At 58.9% G+C, this 17,908-nt stretch carries 16 protein-coding genes; all 16 read left to right on the top strand.

Annotated features, from left to right (window positions below; translation table 11 throughout):
• Window positions 1-34 precede the first annotated feature (34 nt).
• The 16 genes from KFE13_RS00635 (at window position 35) to KFE13_RS00560 (ending at window position 17,749) form a co-directional block, all read left to right on the top strand.
• Complete coding sequence (locus tag KFE13_RS00635) at window positions 35-1,369, top strand: Nramp family divalent metal transporter (RefSeq protein ID WP_260705199.1); 1,335 nt, start codon at window positions 35-37, stop codon at window positions 1,367-1,369.
• Between the two features lie 177 nt (window positions 1,370-1,546).
• A complete protein-coding gene (locus KFE13_RS00630; RefSeq protein ID WP_260705198.1) occupies window positions 1,547-2,899 on the top strand; it encodes a carbohydrate porin in 1,353 nt (450 codons plus the stop codon).
• 21 nt (window positions 2,900-2,920) lie between these two features.
• Complete coding sequence (locus tag KFE13_RS00625) at window positions 2,921-3,865, top strand: prepilin peptidase (protein ID WP_260705197.1); 945 nt, start codon at window positions 2,921-2,923, stop codon at window positions 3,863-3,865.
• 83 nt (window positions 3,866-3,948) lie between these two features.
• On the top strand, window positions 3,949-4,356 hold the full coding sequence (locus tag KFE13_RS00620) for an NADH-quinone oxidoreductase subunit A (RefSeq protein ID WP_260707004.1): 408 nt from the start codon (window positions 3,949-3,951) through the stop codon (window positions 4,354-4,356).
• Entirely contained in the window at window positions 4,357-4,839 is a 483-nt protein-coding gene (locus KFE13_RS00615; RefSeq protein ID WP_260705196.1) for an NADH-quinone oxidoreductase subunit C, read from the top strand.
• Window positions 4,839-6,098: an NADH dehydrogenase (quinone) subunit D gene (nuoD, locus tag KFE13_RS00610; protein WP_260705195.1), complete on the top strand. Its 1,260-nt coding sequence runs from the start codon at window positions 4,839-4,841 to the stop codon at window positions 6,096-6,098. Before KFE13_RS00615 ends, nuoD begins: the two co-directional genes overlap by 1 nt.
• A gap of 17 nt (window positions 6,099-6,115) precedes the next feature.
• Window positions 6,116-6,415 carry a transcriptional regulator gene (locus tag KFE13_RS00605; protein WP_260705194.1) on the top strand — a complete coding sequence of 100 codons (300 nt, stop codon included), beginning with the start codon at window positions 6,116-6,118 and terminating at the stop codon, window positions 6,413-6,415.
• The gene (locus KFE13_RS00600; protein WP_260705193.1) at window positions 6,408-6,917 is read left to right on the top strand and encodes an NADH-quinone oxidoreductase subunit NuoE family protein; all 510 of its coding nucleotides are present in this window, start codon (window positions 6,408-6,410) and stop codon (window positions 6,915-6,917) included. Before KFE13_RS00605 ends, KFE13_RS00600 begins: the two co-directional genes overlap by 8 nt.
• A 1-nt stretch (window position 6,918) precedes the next feature.
• The gene (gene nuoF / locus KFE13_RS00595; protein WP_260705192.1) at window positions 6,919-8,244 is read left to right on the top strand and encodes an NADH-quinone oxidoreductase subunit NuoF; all 1,326 of its coding nucleotides are present in this window, start codon (window positions 6,919-6,921) and stop codon (window positions 8,242-8,244) included.
• Window positions 8,244-10,637, top strand: a complete 2,394-nt coding sequence (locus KFE13_RS00590) for a molybdopterin-dependent oxidoreductase (protein ID WP_260705191.1) — start codon at window positions 8,244-8,246, stop codon at window positions 10,635-10,637. Before nuoF ends, KFE13_RS00590 begins: the two co-directional genes overlap by 1 nt.
• 28 nt (window positions 10,638-10,665) lie before the next feature.
• A complete protein-coding gene (gene nuoH, locus KFE13_RS00585; protein ID WP_260705190.1) occupies window positions 10,666-11,724 on the top strand; it encodes an NADH-quinone oxidoreductase subunit NuoH in 1,059 nt (352 codons plus the stop codon).
• Between the two features lie 98 nt (window positions 11,725-11,822).
• Window positions 11,823-12,329, top strand: a complete 507-nt coding sequence (locus KFE13_RS00580; protein ID WP_260705189.1) for an NADH-quinone oxidoreductase subunit J — start codon at window positions 11,823-11,825, stop codon at window positions 12,327-12,329.
• 7 nt (window positions 12,330-12,336) lie between these two features.
• A complete protein-coding gene (gene nuoK, locus KFE13_RS00575) occupies window positions 12,337-12,642 on the top strand; it encodes an NADH-quinone oxidoreductase subunit NuoK (protein ID WP_260705188.1) in 306 nt (101 codons plus the stop codon).
• Between the two features lie 16 nt (window positions 12,643-12,658).
• Window positions 12,659-14,617 carry an NADH-quinone oxidoreductase subunit L gene (gene nuoL / locus KFE13_RS00570; RefSeq protein WP_260705187.1) on the top strand — a complete coding sequence of 653 codons (1,959 nt, stop codon included), beginning with the start codon at window positions 12,659-12,661 and terminating at the stop codon, window positions 14,615-14,617.
• A gap of 33 nt (window positions 14,618-14,650) precedes the next feature.
• The gene (locus tag KFE13_RS00565; RefSeq protein WP_260705186.1) at window positions 14,651-16,240 is read left to right on the top strand and encodes a complex I subunit 4 family protein; all 1,590 of its coding nucleotides are present in this window, start codon (window positions 14,651-14,653) and stop codon (window positions 16,238-16,240) included.
• Window positions 16,241-17,749 (top strand): NADH-quinone oxidoreductase subunit N, encoded by a 1,509-nt coding sequence (locus KFE13_RS00560; protein WP_260705185.1) that lies wholly within the window; start codon window positions 16,241-16,243, stop codon window positions 17,747-17,749.
• The last annotated feature ends 159 nt before the right edge of the window (window positions 17,750-17,908 follow it).

Here is a 17,908-nt window from a genome sequence, read left to right as displayed (position 1 = left end):
TTGTGGCATACTAAAGCTAAGGCCCTAGAATGCCATGAACACGACGACGTCCATTGCAAAACCCGAGACTTCGACGCAGCGGCCGACGCTGCCGAATGTCTTTTCGAGTATTGCGGTGCCGGAATCGGGCAAGCTATGGCGGCGTGCCCTCGGCTTTGCGGGGCCGGGATTCATGGTTGCGGTGGGCTACATGGACCCCGGCAACTGGGCCACGGATCTGGCCGCTGGCTCCCGTTATGGCTACACGTTGTTATTCGTCATCATGGCCTCGAACCTGATGGCGATTCTGCTGCAAAGCCTTGCGCTGAAGCTGGGAATCGCGTCAGAGCGCGATCTGGCGCAGGCCTGCCGCGAGCGTTACAGCAGGCCAGCGACGCTGGCGCTGTGGATCGTTGCGGAGATTGCCATAGCCGCCTGCGATCTTGCCGAAGTGATCGGCTCCGCGATTGCGCTACAACTGCTCTTTCATATTCCGCTGATTCTCGGCGTCATCATTACGAGTCTTGATGTCCTGCTGATTCTGCTGCTGGAGAACCGCGGCTTCCGCTATCTGGAAGCGCTGGTAATGGTATTGATCGGGACGATTGCTGTCCTCTTCGGCATCGAGACGATTCTTTCGCGGCCGGAGTGGTTCCCTATCGTGCGTAATCTTTTTGTTCCTTCCCGCGCGATGCTGACCAATCCCGACATGCTGTATATCGCCATCAGCATTCTGGGAGCGACGGTGATGCCGCACAATCTTTATCTGCACTCGTCGATTGTGCAGACGCGCGCGTACCCACGCACGGTCAGCGGCAAGCGCGGAGCGATTCGTATGGCGAACCTGGATTCCGCCGTCGCGCTTACGGGGGCGCTGTTTATCAATGCAGCCATCCTGATCCTGGCGGCTGCGGTCTTTCATCGCAGCGGGCATACAGAGGTAGCCGAGATTAGTGACGCGTATAAGCTGCTGACACCTTTGCTCGGCTTCACGGGAGCGAGCATGATGTTTGCCCTGGCGCTGCTGGCTTCGGGGCAGAACTCAACCATTACCGGTACGCTGGCCGGGCAGATTGTGATGGAGGGCTTCCTCGATCTGCATCTGCCGAACTGGCTGCGGCGCCTGATTACGCGCCTGGTCGCCATCATTCCTGCTGTGATTGTTACGGCTATTTACGGCAGCGATGGAACAGCAAAACTGCTTGTCTTCAGTCAGGTTGTTTTGAGTATGCAACTCAGTTTCGCGGTCTTTCCGCTGGTTGCATTTACGAGCGACCGGAAGATGATGGGGCCGTTCACAAATACTCGCTGGGTTCGCTGGTTAAGCTGGTTTGTTGCTGTGCTGATTGCCGGGCTCAATATCTGGCTTCTGGTACAAACTTTTCGTTAAAGTGCATACTGCTAAAGACTGGCAATTCTTACTCTATTCATCATCTTTTTGAGCCATTCATGCAGCATTAATACTGCCTTTGTCGAAACGTCTGCACCATTTTAAGGCCTGATGCGATATCTGATTGTTTTCTTTTTTTTGATCCCAGCGTTGCTGCGTCCCGCTATGGCTCAGCATATGAGCGATGCCCCTGCGGCCCTGCCCGAAGCGCCGGTTCCTGTCGACGAGCAGACGACGATGTTTCCTCATACGGAAAAAGGTCGCTATCTTATCGCGGGTCAGGCCAATATTATCTTTCAGGCCCATGCTCCCTTTCACTCTCCCTACGACGGCGTAAATAGTCTTCAGGGACGCGGCGAATACAAGACCTCGCTTGTCGGAACACTGTTTCTGGGATACCAGGTCAACCGCAATCCCCGTTATGCTACGGACGCTATTGTTGACTTCGAGTCGGCGGGAGGACGTGGTATCAGTCAGGCGCTTGGACTTGCCGGCTTTACGAACCTCGACGTTGTCCGTAATCCGAATTTAGGCTCCAAGCCATACCTCGGCCGCGTCCAGATTCATCAGACGATTGGCCTGACAGACAAGCTGATTGACGCAGAGCGCACACCCTTCTCGCTGTCGACCCAGGTGCCTGAGCGCCGCTTCGAGCTGCACGTCGGCAAGATGAGTTTGCCGGACTACGTCGACATCAACAGCATCGGTTCGGATAGTCATCTGCAGTTTCTCAACTGGACGGTCGACAATAATGGCGCGTGGGACTACGCCGCCGATACACGTGGATACACGTATGCTATGGTGCTCGAGTACTTCGATAAAGACTGGGCCGCACGCTATGTGATTGCAGCCATGCCGGTCGTCGCCAACGGTATCGATCTGGATTGGGCCTTCAGCCGCGCGAACGGACAGAACTTCGAGTTCGAGTGGCGCAAATCTTTGCTCGGTCGGCTTGCATCGCCGGAGCGCAAAGGGGCCATCCGCCTGCTGGGCTACGTCAATCATGCCCACATGGGCAATTATCGTGAGGCGGTCGATGCTTTCCTGGCTGGCCGCGATCCACACCCTGATATCTCGGCCCATGCGAAGTTCGGCAATGTTAAATACGGCTTTGGAATCAACGCAGAGCAGGAAATCACCCCGAATTTGCGCGGATTTTTCCGTTTCGGATGGAACGAAGGCCAGCAGGAATCCTTTGCATATACCGAGGTCGATCAGACGGTGGAGTTTGGCGGGGACTATGCAGGGCGCCGCTGGTCACGGCCAAACGACAAGATCGGTGTCGCTTTTGTCTCGAACGCGATCAAGCGCGACCATCAGAACTACCTGCGCTATGGTGGCCTGGGATTTCTGCTGGGCGATGGCAAATTGAATTACGGACGCGAAAACATCCTCGAGAGCTACTACAACGTGCATACATGGCGCGGGCTGTATTATGCGCTGAACGTGCAGTTCATCGACAACCCCGGATACAACAGAGATCGCGGACCGGTATTGGTCGAGGGCGTCCGCATGCATGTGGACTTCTAGAGTTCGCCGTATACTCAACGCGTGAGCGTTCGAGTTCTTTATGAGGTCATCGGCTTCCTGCTTGGTCTGCTGTTTGGGAGCTTTCTGAACGTCTGCATCTCAAGGCTTCCCGGACATGAGTCGATCGTTCGCCCGGCATCGCACTGCCCTCACTGCAAGGCCCCGATACGGTGGTATGACAATATCCCCGTTGTGAGCTGGCTGTTTCTTCGCGGACACTGCCGCGACTGCGGGCAGCCGATCTCATGGCGCTACCCGCTGGTGGAACTGGCAACGGGGCTATGGTTTGCGATTCAGGCGGCGCGTCTGCACACGCTGCTGCACTTCTACTTCGGCTCAAACGCCAGTGAGCCGTCCTCGTATGCTGCGTTTGCCATCATCTCGAATGTTGCGGTTCTGATTGTGGGATTTCTGCTGATTGGTCTGGTTGTGATGGACTGGCAGACAGGGCTGCTGCCGGACACCTTTACGCTTACCGGTACCGCAATCGGCTTCTTTCTCATCTGCGTCCAGGCTATTTTTCTGGGGCCGACGGATGGCCAGGTGTTGTTGACGCGTAACAGTATCAAGCTCACCAGCGTGGGAAACGTCACCGACAGCGGGAATGTCTTTCTTACAGGGCCCGAGGCACTCGTGGGAGGACGCATGCTGGCGATTTGTGGCGTGGCGTTGCTGCTGCTGATCGTTCGATGGATGTATAAGGCGTTACGGCATCGCGAGGGCCTGGGGTTGGGTGATGTGAAGCTACTGGCGATGATTGCGGCGTTCCTGGGCTTCTGGCCGGCGATTCTTTCGCTTTTCTTCGGCGTTCTGGGGGCAAGCATCTATGGCATTTACCTGCTTGTCCGAGGACGGGCCGGAGGGACGTCGAAGCTTGCGTTCGGCAGTTTTCTTGCGGCCGGCGGCCTGATTGTGGCGCAGGTTGGCGACCGCATGATCGACGCGTATTCACAGCTTTTGCGGTAAGCGTCGACAAAGAACGATAGCCGAACATGCACAGCCTGCTGGCTTGACACTGGACAGCCACAAACTTAGAGTCGAAGATGGCCATGCACAATTATCCCTACATCTGGAATTATCTTCCTCTGATCCTGCAAATACTGGTAGCGCTTGGTCTTGCATGCGGTATGGTAGGGGTTTCGTTCCTCATCGGAAAGCATAAGAACTCGCGGACCAAGCTGGGCCCGTATGAATGCGGTATGGACCCGATCGGCGATGCGCGCGGCCGCTTCACGGTCCGTTTCTACATGGTGGCCATGCTCTTCATTCTGTTCGATGTTGAGGCCGTCTTCATGCTTCCCTGGGCCGTCATCTTCCGTCGCCTGCCGTTGATTACCGGCTCGAAGATGTTCGGTTTCTACGAAATGCTGGTCTATATCGGCTTTGTTGCCGTTGGCCTCTTCTATGTCTGGAAGAAGGGCATTCTCGACTGGTCCACAGACAAGGGAGATCTCTAAATGGCTGCTGCCATTCTCGATACACAGGCCGTCTTCGATGCCTTTCCCGACGAGCCCGCATTGAAGGCGCTTGCCGAACTGGCAACTGCTGCAAAGTTTGATCGTGATGAGCTGACCATTACCGTCGCTCGCGAAAATATCATTGCCGCTTGTGAGGCTGTAAAGAAGGCAGGCTACAACTTCTTTGAGGATGTGACTGCCGTCGACTGGTATCCGTCGGAGCCGCGCTTCCAGATCAGCTACAGCATTCTGTCGTTCTCGCTGAAGCGCCGCATGCGTCTCGTGGTGAGGCTGATGTCCGAGGAAGCATCGCTCGACAGTATTACCTCGGTCTGGCCCGCGGCCAATTTTTATGAGCGCGAGGTCTTCGACCTCTTCGGCGTTCACTTCAACGGTCACCCCAACCTGCGCCGGATCATGATGCCCGAGGACTGGAAGGGGCATCCGCTGCGCAAGGACTATCCCGTGGAGGGCTACCGCTAATGTCATCTATCGCCGCTCCCGACCAGATCAATCCCGGCATCGACGACGTGATCGCCGACGCTAAACGGCATCAGCACGGAAACGATCCCGTCTCCGACCAGACGATGGTCATCAACATGGGACCGCAGCACCCGTCCACACACGGCGTGCTTCGCCTTGTGCTGGAGATCGACGGCGAGACGGTCGTCTCGCTCGCGCCTGATATCGGCTATCTGCATACCGGCATTGAAAAGACCTGCGAAGCGAAGTTCTATCAGCAGGTCGTGCCGCTGACCGACCGCATCGACTATCTCTCGCCGATGACCAACAACACGGCGTATGCATTGGCGGTGGAGAAGCTGCTGGAACTGGAGATTCCAGAGAAAGCCCAGTGGCTGCGCGTGCTCTTCAACGAGCTGATGCGCCTGAACTCGCACCTGGTCTGGCTGGGCACGCACGCTATGGACATCGGCGCGCTGACCGTCTTCCTCTACTGCTTCCGCGAACGCGAACAGTTGCTGCGCATCTTCGAGGCCGTCAGCGGCCAGCGCATGATGACCAGCTATATCCGAATCGGCGGTGTGAGCCTTGAGCCACCGCTGGGTCTTTACGACTCGATCCGGGCCTTCCTGCTCGACTTCCCCTCAAAGATCGACGAATACGAATCGCTGCTGCAGAACAATCCCATCTGGATCAACCGCCTGAAGGGCATTGGCTACATCTCGCCGGAAGACGCGATTGCGCTCGGCGTTACCGGACCTCCGCTGCGCGCTGCGGGTATCGACTTCGACCTGCGCCGCGATATGCCGTACTCCAGCTACGAAAAGTTCCAGTTCAACGTTCCCGTCTCGAATGACAGTGATGTGTGGGCGCGTTATGTGCTGCGCATGCAGGAGATGCGCGAATCGGTCAAGATCTGCCTGCAGGCTCTGGACGGCATGCCCGAAGGCCGCATTGTTGCCGATGCGCCGAAGATCATTCTGCCCGACCGCGAGCAGATGAAGACGCAAATGGAGTCGCTGATCCATCACTTCAAGATTGTTACTGAAGGCTTTGCCGTTCCCGCAGGAGAAGCCACAAGCTCGGTCGAAGCTGCGCACGGCATGATGAACTACTACGTCGTCTCCGATGGCACATCGAAGCCCTACCGCGTGCACATGCGCAACGCGGATTTTGCAAACCTGCAGGCTCTGGAAACCATGTGCAGAGGTCGTCTGCTCGCCGACGTCGTCGCCGTCATTGGATCCATTGACATCGTGCTTGGAGCCATCGATCGATGAAGGATGCGGTTTAAAGAGTGGACGCTCGACTCCGCACCGAACTTTGGACCTCCTGGGCCTCCCTGCTCCGCTCTTACGCAGCCGCCCACGGACTCAACAGCCGGCATCATGCAGTCGTCGAGGTCGGCCCGGACGAGATTACAGTACGCGTAGCCAGTCGCTGGATGCGCTTTACGCACGATCTTGTGGAAGACAGTGAAGGTAACCGCTCAACTTTTTCGCTGGAAGAGGATGGAACGGTTAAACTGAAGGAACACACCCAGGAGATGGACCTTGCCGCCGAAGAACTGGCTCGGGAGATGATGCACAGTGAGTGAGATCGCCAATTCAATCTTTTCGCCGGCCACAGCCGCGCGCTTCGACCATCTGGTAACGCTGTACCCGGTCAAGCGCTCCGCACTCGTCCCCATGCTGCTGTATGCGCAGGATGAGGTCGGCTACGTCTCCGACGCCGTTGTCACCGAGATCGCCCAGCGCCTCGATCTGATGGAGTTGGACGTACGCAACGTGCTTTCGTACTACTCCATGCTGCGCACCAAGCCGGCGGGCAAGTACAACGTGCAGGTCTGCACGAATATCTCCTGCATGCTGCGCGGCGGCTACGAGATTCTCGACCATTGCAAACACAAGCTCGGTATCGGCCATAAAGAGGTCACCGCCGACGGCACCTTCTCGCTCGAAGAGGTGGAGTGTATCGGCGCCTGTTGCTGGGCACCGGCGATGCAGGTCAACTACGACTTCCATGACAACCTCACCACGGTCAAGGTCGATGAGATTATCGAGACTTACCGCGCCGGCAAGGGAAAGGACGTGAAATAGCATGCCGACTCTCGTCTCTCATCCCGATGAAGTCAAGGTCATCAGCCGCCGCTTCGGTCAGGGCGCAGCCGATATCGACAAGTATCTCGAGCTCGACGGCTACAAGGCCGTGCAGAAGGCCATTGCCCAGGGCGAAAACATGGCTGCCTGGATCATCGACACCATGAAGGCCTCAGGGCTCCGCGGACGCGGCGGAGCAGGATTCCCCACCGGCATGAAGTGGTCCTTCGTACCTAAGCAGTCCGAGAAGCCGAAGTACGTCCTCGTCAACGGTGACGAGTCCGAACCCGGTACCTGCAAAGACCATGTCATTTTTCTGCACGATCCACACGCGGTCATCGAAGGCACGATGATCGCGGGCCTCGCCATCGGCGCGAAGATGGGCTTCATCTATCTGCGTGGCGAGTATCGCTACCTGCTGAAGATCGTTGAGAAGGCCGTTGCTGATGCCTATGCTCGCGGCTTCCTCGGCAAGAACATCTTCGGCTCGGGACTGGACTTCGACATCGTCACGCAGACCGGCGCAGGCGCTTATGAGGTCGGCGAAGAGTCCGCATTGATGGAGTCGCTCGAAGGCAAGCGCGGCGTTCCGCGCATCAAGCCGCCCTTCCCCGCCGTCGTCGGACTTTACGGTGGCCCGACGGTCATCAATAATGCCGAGACGATTGCCTCTGCCCCGCACATCCTGCTGATGGGGGGCGAGGCGTATGCAAAGATCGGTTCCGAGCGCAACGGCGGTACTCGCTTGTTCGGTATCAGCGGCCACGTCGAGCGCCCTGGCGTCTACGAACTGCCCATGGGCTACAACCTGAAAAAGGCGATCTACGACGTCGCAGGCGGCATCAAGGACGGCAAGAAGCTCAAGGCCGTCGTCCCCGGAGGCAGCTCCTGCCCCGTGCTTCTGCCGGAGGAGATCGACGTAGGTCTCGACTTCGACCAGATGGGCAAGGCGGGCACCATGCTTGGCTCCGGCGGCATCGTCGTGCTCGACGAGACGGTCTCCATCGTCGAGTTTGCTCTGCGCACCATCGCTTTCTACCAGCACGAATCCTGCGGCTGGTGCATTCCCTGCCGTGAAGGTACGGACTGGATCAAGAAGACCCTCACCCGTGTCTACAACGGCGGCGGGTCTAAAAAAGACGTGGCGAACGTTCAGTACCTGGCCGAGAACATGATGGGCCGGACCTTCTGCCCGCTCGGTGACGCGGCTGCGATGCCGACGCTGGGCTTCGTCAAGAAGTTCCGCAAAGAGTTTGAGGACTACATCGAAGGCCACAAGGCCGGAACCCCGATCATCACGGTCGAACAGCTCGTGGGAGCGCACTGATGGCAGACGTAAAGTTCATCGTAGACGGCAAACAACTTACCGCCCCGGCGGGCACGCTGCTCATTGATGCCTGCAAGGCCGCAGGTATTGAGATCCCTGCCTTCTGCTACTATCCAGGACTCTCCCTCCAGGCAGCCTGCCGCATGTGTGTTGTCCGCATCGAGAAGATGCCGAAGCTGCAGACCGCCTGCACAACGCCTGTTGCTGAGGGCATGGTCGTTCAGACCGAAACTCCTGAAATCACCCAGGCGCGCAAGGCCACACTGCAGCTTCTGCTCGGCAATCATCCGCTCGACTGCCCCGTCTGCGACGCCGGTGGCGAGTGCGAACTGCAGGACATGACCTTCAAGTACGGCGCTGCAGACAGCTTTTACGCCGAGCCGAAGAATCACCGCGAGGAGCAGAAGTGGTCGCCTGCGGTCTACTTCGATCGTCCACGCTGCATCCTCTGCTACCGCTGCGTACGCATGTGCGGCGAAGGCATGGACGTCTTCGCGCTGGGCATCCAGAACCGCGGCTCCTCGGCCGTCATTGCTCCCAATATCCCTGCGCAGCAGTCGCCCGACGATCTCGCCCATCTCGACTGCGAGCAGTGCGGCATGTGTATTGATGCCTGCCCGGTCGGCGCCCTGACCTCAGGAACGTACCGCTACAAGACCCGTCCCTGGGAGATGAACCACGTCTCCACCGTCTGCACGCACTGCGGCGACGGCTGCAAGACGACGCTTGGGGTGCGCTCCACCTCGGACGGAGCTGAGATCGTCCGCGGAGACAATCGGGACAAGAGCGGCATCAATGGCGACTTCCTCTGCAACAAGGGACGCTACGCCTTCGACTTTGCCAACAATAGCGAGCGCATCACCGCACCGATGATTCGCCAGGCCGACGGCTCGCTCAAGGAAGTCTCCTGGGAAGAAGCTTTCACGTATACCGGCAAGAAGCTACGTGAACTGCGCGACGCCAAGGGAGGCAAGTCCATCGGCGTTGTCGGCGGCAACCGCCTCACCAACGAAGAGGCTTACCTGCTGCAGAAGTTCGCACGCACTGTTCTTGGCACCAACAATATCGATCACCATCGCACGGCGGACTATGTCACGTTCGCTCAGGCGCTGGCAGGCAAGCAAGGCCGAACCGCATCGCTTCGCGACACGCTGAATGCTCCAGCCGTCTTTATCATCGGCGGCGATCCAACCAATCAAGCCCCCGGCACGGCCTGGAATCTTCGTACCGATGTTCGCCTGAACAAGGCACGCCTCTATGTTGCGAATACGGAAGAGATCAAGCTGCGCCGCCAGGCACGCCGCTTCGTGCAGATCGCTCCGTTCAGCTATGGCGCATTCGCCAGCTTCATCGCAGGAGACGACGCAGCCATCGATTCCCTCACCCACGCTGGTGCGGATGCTGCATCGTTCCATGAGTTCCGCACAGCTTTGCGTGCCGAAGAATCCGTTCTCGTGCTGATCGGCTCGGAGCTTCGCGGCGCCGACCTGAAGCGCCTGCTGGACTTCGGCACGACGCTGCCGAACCGGAAGTTTGCGCTGCTCTCCGACTATGTCAACTCGCGCGGCGCGGCGGACATGGGCCTTCTGCCCGACATGCTTCCCGGATACGTCCCCGTCGCGCAGCCCGGCCCCTTCGCCGAACAGAGTATCCCCACGACGCCCGGCCTCGACATGGTCGAGATCTTCGAAGCTGCCGGCCGGGGCAACCTCTCCGCGCTATATGTCGTCAATGCGAATCCAGTCGCGACCTACAGCGTCGATCCCGCCTCCCTCAAGGAGACCTTTGTTGTCGTGCAGGAGATGTTCCTCACGGAGACTGCGCAGGTCGCCGACGTTATTCTGCCCGCGGCGAACCTGTATGAAAAGTCCGGCTCCGTCACCAACAGCTACGGCGATCTGCAACAGGTGGCCAAGGCGGGTGACCGCGCAGGCGTCCGCACCGACTTCGAGATGATCGTTCGCATCGCCGACAAGATGGGCGCCGACGTCAAATCGCTCGTTCCCTTTGGCAAGGGGCTCTCAGGAACCCGCGCCGATATGGGGCAAAGCCGCGGCGCACAAGCCGGCGAGGCCGACCGCCATGCCGTCTGGCTTACCGCTAACCACCTTGAACCAAAGCTCTCGCCTTTCGATCCATTTGCAATCCTCGACGAGATCCAGCGGCTGGCGCCTGGCTACAACCTGCTTCGCCTGCAACTGCTGAGCGGCAATGACCAGCACCTGGAGCCAGCAGCCACACCATCCACGGCATCGCGCCGCGATCTTGTGCTTCCTTCCGGCGACACACTGTTTACCTCAGGAACTCTGGGCCGCTTTTCGCCCGAACTCAACGAGCTCAAACGCTATCAAGCCAGCGAGCCGCTGATCCAGATCCACACTGCAGCCGAATGAAACTGACACAGGAGTAAGAGTAAAAACCGTGAGCCACCTCACCGACTTCCAGACATTCCTGCTGCTCTCGATCCTCAAGATCGTCGTCGTACTCGTCATTACGCTGACGGCGGTCGCCTACACCGTTCTGCTGGAGCGCAAGGTCCTCGGCCGCATGCAGAATCGCTGGGGCCCTTCGCGCGTCGGCCCCTTCGGCTTGCTGCAACCGCTCGCCGACGGCATCAAGCTTTTCCTCAAGGAAGACCTCATGCCGATGGCCACCGAGAAACCGCTCTTCATTCTCGCGCCCATCATCGCGCTGACCTGCGCCCTCGTCTCGGTCGCCGTCGTTCCCTTCGGAGCTGTTACGCACATTCAGGGCGTCGACATGTTCGCCATCTCCGACATTAATATCGGGCTGCTGGTGATCCTCGGCATCACGTCAATCGGGGTCTACGGCATCGCGCTCTCCGGCTGGTCGTCGAACAACAAGTTCTCCTTGCTCGGCTCGCTACGCGCTACCTCACAGGTCATCAGCTACGAACTTGCGCTAGGCCTCTCGCTGGTCGGCGTTGTCCTGCGCGCCGGATCGCTCCGCCTCCGCGATATCGTCGACTCACAGGCTGCCCACGGCGCTCTTTCCTGGAACATCTTCGGCGGCTTCCAGTTCATCGCCTTCTTCATCTATCTGATGGCGGCCTATGCCGAAACCAACCGCGCCCCCTTCGACCTGCCCGAGGCTGAATCCGAGCTCGTTGCCGGTTACCATACCGAATACTCCTCGATGAAGTTCGCCATGTTTTTCATGGCCGAATACGCCAACATGATCACGGTCGCCTGCGTGGCCACGCTGCTCTTCCTCGGCGGCCCCACCAGCCCCTTCGGCAACCTGCTGCCGACGCCCTCGAATGCGATCATTGCGGCCATCCTTCCCGTCTTCTGGTTTGTCGCCAAAGTTTTCGCGTTCCTTCTGCTCTATATCTGGGTGCGTGCTACGCTTCCTCGTTTCCGTTACGACCAACTGATGGCCTTTGGCTGGAAGTTTCTGCTGCCCGTTTCCATCCTCAACATTCTTGCAACCTCACTCGTCCTCGCACTCAAGGGGTGAGCCTCACGCTACCTGCTTTACAATCAACAGGTAGCCCTAAATTTTGAGCTGTTTTGAAAGTGATTCAAGCGATTCCATAGAAGAATCCGCGGAGCATCATGCAACTGGCACTTTTCATCATCTTCGGTCTGCTCGCCGTCGCCGGGGCTATCAACTTCCTGCTACAGCGGCACCCTATCAATTCGGCGCTCTCGCTGGTCGTCGTCATGATGTCGCTGGCCGTTCTCTATTGGTCGCTGGGGGCTGAGTTCCTCGCCGCCGCGCAGGTGATCGTCTACTCCGGCGCCATCATGGTGCTCTTCGTCTTCGTCGTCATGTTGCTGAACGCGGGCGAAGAAGAACGCACCCACGGTAGCCGCGCGGCCTATTTTGCCGGAATCCCCGGAGCCGCCGCCGTCTTCTGCCTGCTGAGCTTCGTCTTCCTGACCAACAGCAAGGCCTTCGGCTCGACCGACATCACCAGCCACCTTACCCACGCCGTCAACAACATCGCCGAGATCTCGCAGGTGCTCTTCAAGGACCTCCTGCTTCCCTTCGAGGTCACCAGCATCCTCATCCTCGTCGCTATCCTCGGAGCCGTTGTGCTCGCGCGAAAGGAGCAGTAGAGAAAGCATGACCGTTCCCATCTCCTACTACCTGGTCCTCGCCGCCGTGCTCTTCTCCATCGGCGCTGCCAGCTTTCTGATCAAGCGCAACATCATCACCATCTTCATGTCGATTGAGCTGATGCTCAACGCCGTCAACCTTACCTTTGTTGCCTTCGCGCACATGTGGCACCAGATCACTGGACAGATCTTCGTCTTCTTCGTCATGGTGGTTGCTGCAGCCGAAGCAGCCGTCGGTCTGGCCATCATCATCGCCATCTTCCGTACCCGCCAGACCCTCAACGTCGACCAGGTCAACCTGCTCAAGAATTAAGGACACGAGACTCGAGATGCCCGCTTCCTACCTCTGGTTGATTCCGCTGCTTCCCTTCGCGGGATTCCTCATCAACGGAACCCTGGGCCGCCGCCTTCCCCGCGCCCTCGTCTCCGCCGTTGCGCTCATTCCTACCTTTATCTCTGCCTGCCTCTGGGGCTGGCTCTGGTTCTCGATGAAGGCCCCGGGAGCGCCTGAGTCCATTCAGTCCGTGGTTACGCTCTTCGGCAACAACTGGATTCAGATCTCCGGCTTCCATGCCGATTTCGCCTTCACCGTCGATCACCTGACGCTGATCATGCTCGGCGTGGTCACCTGCGTCGGCTTCCTCATCCACCTCTACTCCGTTGGCTACATGGCGCACGAAGAAGGCTACTGGCGCTTCTTCGCCTATCTGAACCTCTTCATGTTCTTCATGCTGGTTCTGGTGCTCTCAGCCAACTTCCTGCTCCTCTTCGTTGGCTGGGAGGGCGTCGGCCTCGCCTCGTACCTTCTGATCGGCTTCTACTTCAAGAAGGACTCTGCAGCCAATGCCGGCAAGAAGGCCTTCATCGTCAACCGCATCGGCGACTTCGGCTTCCTGCTTGCGATGTTTCTCCTCATCGCACACTTCGGCTCGCTCGACTTTCATACGGTCTTCAGCGCAGCCGCAGCCGATCCTTCTACCTGTGGCATCTACACCGCCATCACCCTACTCCTCATTCTCGGAGCCACCGGTAAGTCGGCACAGATTCCGCTCTACGTCTGGCTTCCCGACGCCATGGAAGGCCCCACGCCGGTCTCGGCCCTCATCCATGCCGCAACCATGGTCACTGCAGGCATCTACATGGTTGCCCGCAGTCATGTGCTCTTCGACCACTGCCCGTTGTCACTTGGCGTAATCGCCGTCATTGGAGCAGCAACCGCCATCTTCGCCGCATGCATCGGCATGGTGCAGCACGACATCAAGCGCGTGCTGGCCTACTCCACCGTCTCGCAGCTCGGCTACATGTTCCTCGCCTGCGGAGTCGGCGCCTACACCGCGGGCATCTTCCACCTGCTGACGCATGCCTTCTTCAAGGCGCTGCTCTTCCTCGCAGCAGGCTCTGTCATTCACGCGCTCTCGGGCGAGCAGGATATGCGCAAGATGGGCGGGCTGCGGAAGCGTATCCCCATCACTTTCTGGACGATGACGATGGGCGTCTTTGCCATTGCCGGAATCCCTCCGCTCGCAGGCTTCTTCTCCAAAGACGAGATTCTCTTCCACGCCTTCACCAGCCCGAATCCCCTCGGCAAACTTCTCTGGCTTGTCGGCCTCATCACCGCTGGCATGACGTCGTTCTACATGTTCCGCCTCTGGTTCAAGACCTTCTTCGGCGAAGAGCGTTTTGAAGAACACCATTCCGATGCTCACCACGGAGATCACGCCCACGGCGTCCACGAGTCTCCGCTGGTCATGACGCTGCCGCTTATTATCCTTGCCCTGCTCTCGTTTATCGGAGGCTGGGTCGGCGTCCCTCATGCTATGGGGGGCCACGATGAAATCGGCGAGTTCCTCGCCCCCGTTTTCTCCAATGGCACAGCCATAGCTGAAGCCGCATCGCGTGGCACGGAACTTGGCCTCGCCGCTGTCTCCGTCCTTGTCGCGCTCTTCGGCCTCTTTGTGGCCTACGTCCTCTACTACAAGAAGCCCGGCACCGCCGCCTCCTACGCCGCAAAATTCCCCGCCCTCTATCGCGTCGTCGAGAACAAGTTCTACATCGACGAGATCTATCAGGCGCTCATCGTGGCTCCTCTGCTTATGTTCTCGCGACTCATTCTGGGCACACTGTTCGACGGAGGCGTCGTCAATGGCTCTGGCTACCTCGCAGGATCTTCTGCCAGGGGGCTTGGGGCGCTCGTCCGCAAAGTTCAATCCGGCAATATTCGCTCGTACGCTGGCTGGCTGGCACTTGGAGCCGCAGCCGTTATCGCTGTCATGATCTTCGGCCACTAGTCTAGTTGTCTGCTGTCTGTACTAAAGGAAACGATGAATCTCGATCACAACATACTGACGATCATCACCTTCACTCCTCTTGCTGGAGCCATCCTGCTCGCGCTGCTTCCCGACCGCGACCGCATCCAGCAGTGGGGAGCGCTCATTGTCACCCTGCTGACCTTCCTCTTCACACTTCACCTTCCTTTCCGCTATGACCACACCGTTCCTGCCGGAGCCTTCCAGTTCGAGCAAAACTGCTCCTGGATCACCTCGCCCGCCATTCGCTATCACGTAGGCGTCGACGGCCTCTCCATGTGGTTCGTCGTCCTCACCGGCCTCCTCGCTCCGCTTGGCGTCCTTATCTCCTGGAAGACGATCGACTCGCGCCGCCGCCTCTTCTACGTCCTTTTCCTGCTCCAGCAGGTTGCGATGCTCGGCATCTTCGTCTCACTCGATCTCTTCCTCTACTACGCCTTCTGGGAGCTTTCGCTGGTCCCCATGGCGCTGCTGATCGCCACCTTCGGCCGCACGGAGAACCGCCGGCGCGCCGCCATCAAGTTCTTTCTCTACGCCTTCATCCCCTCGGCCATTCTGTTGGTCGCGATGCTCTGGCTCTACACCCGCACGGGCACGTTCGACTATCCGCAGCTTGCTGCTCTGGCCTCCACGCATAGCATCTCCGGCAACTCGACGGCACTCTGGCTGGCCTCGTTGGCCTTCCTCGCCGCCTTTGCGGTCAAGGTTCCGGTCTTCCCGCTGCATGGCTGGCTGGCTGACGCCGTCTCCGAAGCTCCGACCGCTGCCGTCATGGTCATCGCCGGCAAGCTTGGTCTTTACTCCATCATGCGATTCTCCTTCGGCATCTTTCCGGGACAATCGCATCGCATCGCACCTCTGATGCTTGCGCTCGGAGCCATCGGTATCGTCTACGGAGCCCTTATTGCTCTCGTACAAAAGGATCTCAAGCGCCTCGCTGCTTTCGGCACGCTTGGACACGTCTCCGTCGTCGTCCTCGGCATCTTTGCCTTCACCGTCTCCGGCATCAACGGCGGCATCTATCAAACCCTCAACGAAGGCATCGGCGGTGGAGCGCTCTTCATGCTTCTCGGCCTCCTCTACGAGCGCTACCGTACCTACGACATGCGCGAGTACGGCGGACTGGCGGCAAAGCTTCCCTGGATCGTGACCATGTTTGTGCTCACGGCACTTTCCGTCACCGGCCTGCCCATGCTCAACGGCTTTGTCGGCGAATTCCTTGTCCTCTCCGGTTCGATGCAGTCAGCTATCGCGCACCACATCGGCTGGACGGTACTCGCCACCACTGGCGTCATCCTCACCGCCTCCTACATGCTTGGCATGATCCAGCGGATCTTCTACGGCGATCTCAGCCATCGCGCGACGCAGGTCGCTCCGCTCGACCTCAATGCGCGTGAGCACCTTGCGCTCTGGCCGCTGGTTGCGCTCTTCCTCTTCATGGGCATCGCATCGCCCGTCTTCATGAACATCATCAATACCGCAGCCACGCAGATCGCCGAGACCGTCAATCGCACGCAGGCCGTCAACCTGAACTTCGAGACCAGCTCCGCAAAACCAGGCACTGCGACTACAAATACACTCGCTTCGACGAAAGGAGGCAAGTAGATGTCTCCTAACGTCCTCGCCCTTCTGCCCGAGTACATCCTCACGATCACCGGCGTGCTCATTATGCTGGTCGATCCGCTCTTCCAGCCGGAGCGCACACGCAAGCCGCTCGGCATCCTCGCCATCCTCGGCACCCTCGCTGCAGGACTCGCCAGCTGGTACCAGCTGGGCTTCGGCACGCTGCACGCCTTCTATGGCACCATTCAGGTCGATGCCTTCTCTGTCTTCTTCCACCTGCTGATCGCAGCCATCGTCCTCGTCACGCTGCTCAGCTCGCTGGACTACTTCGAAGGCCATGCCACGCACGCTGGTGAGTATTTCGCTCTCACGCTCTTCGGAGCCGTCGGCATGATGCTGATGACCTGCTCTGTCGAGCTGCTGATGGTCTTCGTCGGTCTCGAGATCTCTTCCATCTCCACCTACATCATGGCTGGCTTCCGCAAGGGGCAGGCAACGGCGTCCGAGTCATCCATCAAGTACTTCCTGCTCGGCTCTTTCGCCACAGCTTTCTTCCTCTACGGCATCGCGCTGGCCTTCGGAGCCACCGGCTCCACACGCATCGACGTCATCTCGCAGGGCCTCGCGACGACGACCATGCCCACCCTTGCGCTTCTGTCGCTTGCACTGATCATCATCGGCATCGGCTTCAAGGTCTCGGCCGCTCCGTTCCATGTCTGGACACCGGACGTCTACCAGGGTGCTCCAGCCCCCGTCGTCGGACTCATGTCCACGGCACCGAAGGCCGCTGCCTTTGCCGTTCTGCTCCGCATCCTCTTCTCCGGTTTCCCCTCGTACGAGCCCCGGTGGGCCTCGCTCATCTGGGTCATCGCCGCGCTTTCGATGTTCGTCGGCAACCTCGGCGCTTTGATGCAGCGCGACGTCAAGCGCATGCTCGCCTACTCGTCGATCGCGCACGCTGGCTACCTGCTGGTCGCCTACACGGCCTTTCCAGCTGATGGCATCGCTTCGGCTTGTTTTTACACCGCAGCGTATGCAGCAATGAATGTCGGCGCCTTTACCGTCATCACCCAGCTCTCCGGCTACGACGAGCACGCCCGCACCATCGACGACTACGCCGGACTCGCCCTACGCCGTCCCGTCCTGGCCGCAGTGCTCGGCTTCTTCCTGCTCTCACTCATCGGAATCCCCTTCACCGGCGGATTCTTCGGTAAGTTCTACGTCTTCTCGGCCGCACTGCACTCCGGTAACGTATGGCTCGCCGTCATCGGACTGCTGAACAGCGGCATCGCCTGCTTCTACTACCTGCGCCTGCTGGCTGCACTCTACGCCAAGCCGGTACATCACAATGAGCAGGCCCCCATCTACGCACCCGTCACGGTCCCAGCTGCCATTGCGCTTACCTTCACCGCAGTGGCAACACTGCTTCTGGGAATCGCTCCAAACCGCATTCTCTCGCTCGCCCAGCGAAGCGCCAATGTCACAATGCACCAAACCAACTCAATCGAACCCACCGCAACCGACGCTATAAGCTCGACTGGAACTCGCTGAACTTTCTGTATGTCCATTCATGGACCAGCAAACCACTTCATCGTGGAAGTGGTAATCGTCCTGATCGGCGTAGCCATAGGAACAGTAAAGCTAGCCATAAAGAACTTCAAAGCCTACTGCGCCAAGCGAAAGCAACGCTTCGGAGTCTCAGCCCCACTC

It is taken from the genome of Edaphobacter flagellatus (assembly GCF_025264665.1).
GTDB lineage: Bacteria > Acidobacteriota > Terriglobia > Terriglobales > Acidobacteriaceae > Edaphobacter > Edaphobacter flagellatus.
This window is presented reverse-complemented; position numbering and strand designations above follow the sequence as displayed.

Excerpts from the sequence above, each read along its gene's own strand:
- nuoD (WP_260705195.1), top strand. The coding sequence starts at position 4,839 with ATGTCATCTATCGCCGCTCCCGACCAGATCAATCCCGGCATCGACGAC.
- KFE13_RS00620 (WP_260707004.1), top strand. The coding sequence starts at position 3,949 with ATGCACAATTATCCCTACATCTGGAATTATCTTCCTCTGATCCTGCAA.
- nuoK (WP_260705188.1), top strand. The coding sequence starts at position 12,337 with ATGACCGTTCCCATCTCCTACTACCTGGTCCTCGCCGCCGTGCTCTTC.
- KFE13_RS00565 (WP_260705186.1), top strand. The coding sequence starts at position 14,651 with ATGAATCTCGATCACAACATACTGACGATCATCACCTTCACTCCTCTT.
- nuoL (WP_260705187.1), top strand. The coding sequence starts at position 12,659 with ATGCCCGCTTCCTACCTCTGGTTGATTCCGCTGCTTCCCTTCGCGGGA.
- KFE13_RS00630 (WP_260705198.1), top strand. The coding sequence starts at position 1,547 with ATGAGCGATGCCCCTGCGGCCCTGCCCGAAGCGCCGGTTCCTGTCGAC.
- KFE13_RS00560 (WP_260705185.1), top strand. The coding sequence starts at position 16,241 with ATGTCTCCTAACGTCCTCGCCCTTCTGCCCGAGTACATCCTCACGATC.
- KFE13_RS00615 (WP_260705196.1), top strand. The coding sequence starts at position 4,357 with ATGGCTGCTGCCATTCTCGATACACAGGCCGTCTTCGATGCCTTTCCC.
- KFE13_RS00635 (WP_260705199.1), top strand. The coding sequence starts at position 35 with ATGAACACGACGACGTCCATTGCAAAACCCGAGACTTCGACGCAGCGG.
- nuoF (WP_260705192.1), top strand. The coding sequence starts at position 6,919 with ATGCCGACTCTCGTCTCTCATCCCGATGAAGTCAAGGTCATCAGCCGC.
- KFE13_RS00580 (WP_260705189.1), top strand. The coding sequence starts at position 11,823 with ATGCAACTGGCACTTTTCATCATCTTCGGTCTGCTCGCCGTCGCCGGG.
- KFE13_RS00590 (WP_260705191.1), top strand. The coding sequence starts at position 8,244 with ATGGCAGACGTAAAGTTCATCGTAGACGGCAAACAACTTACCGCCCCG.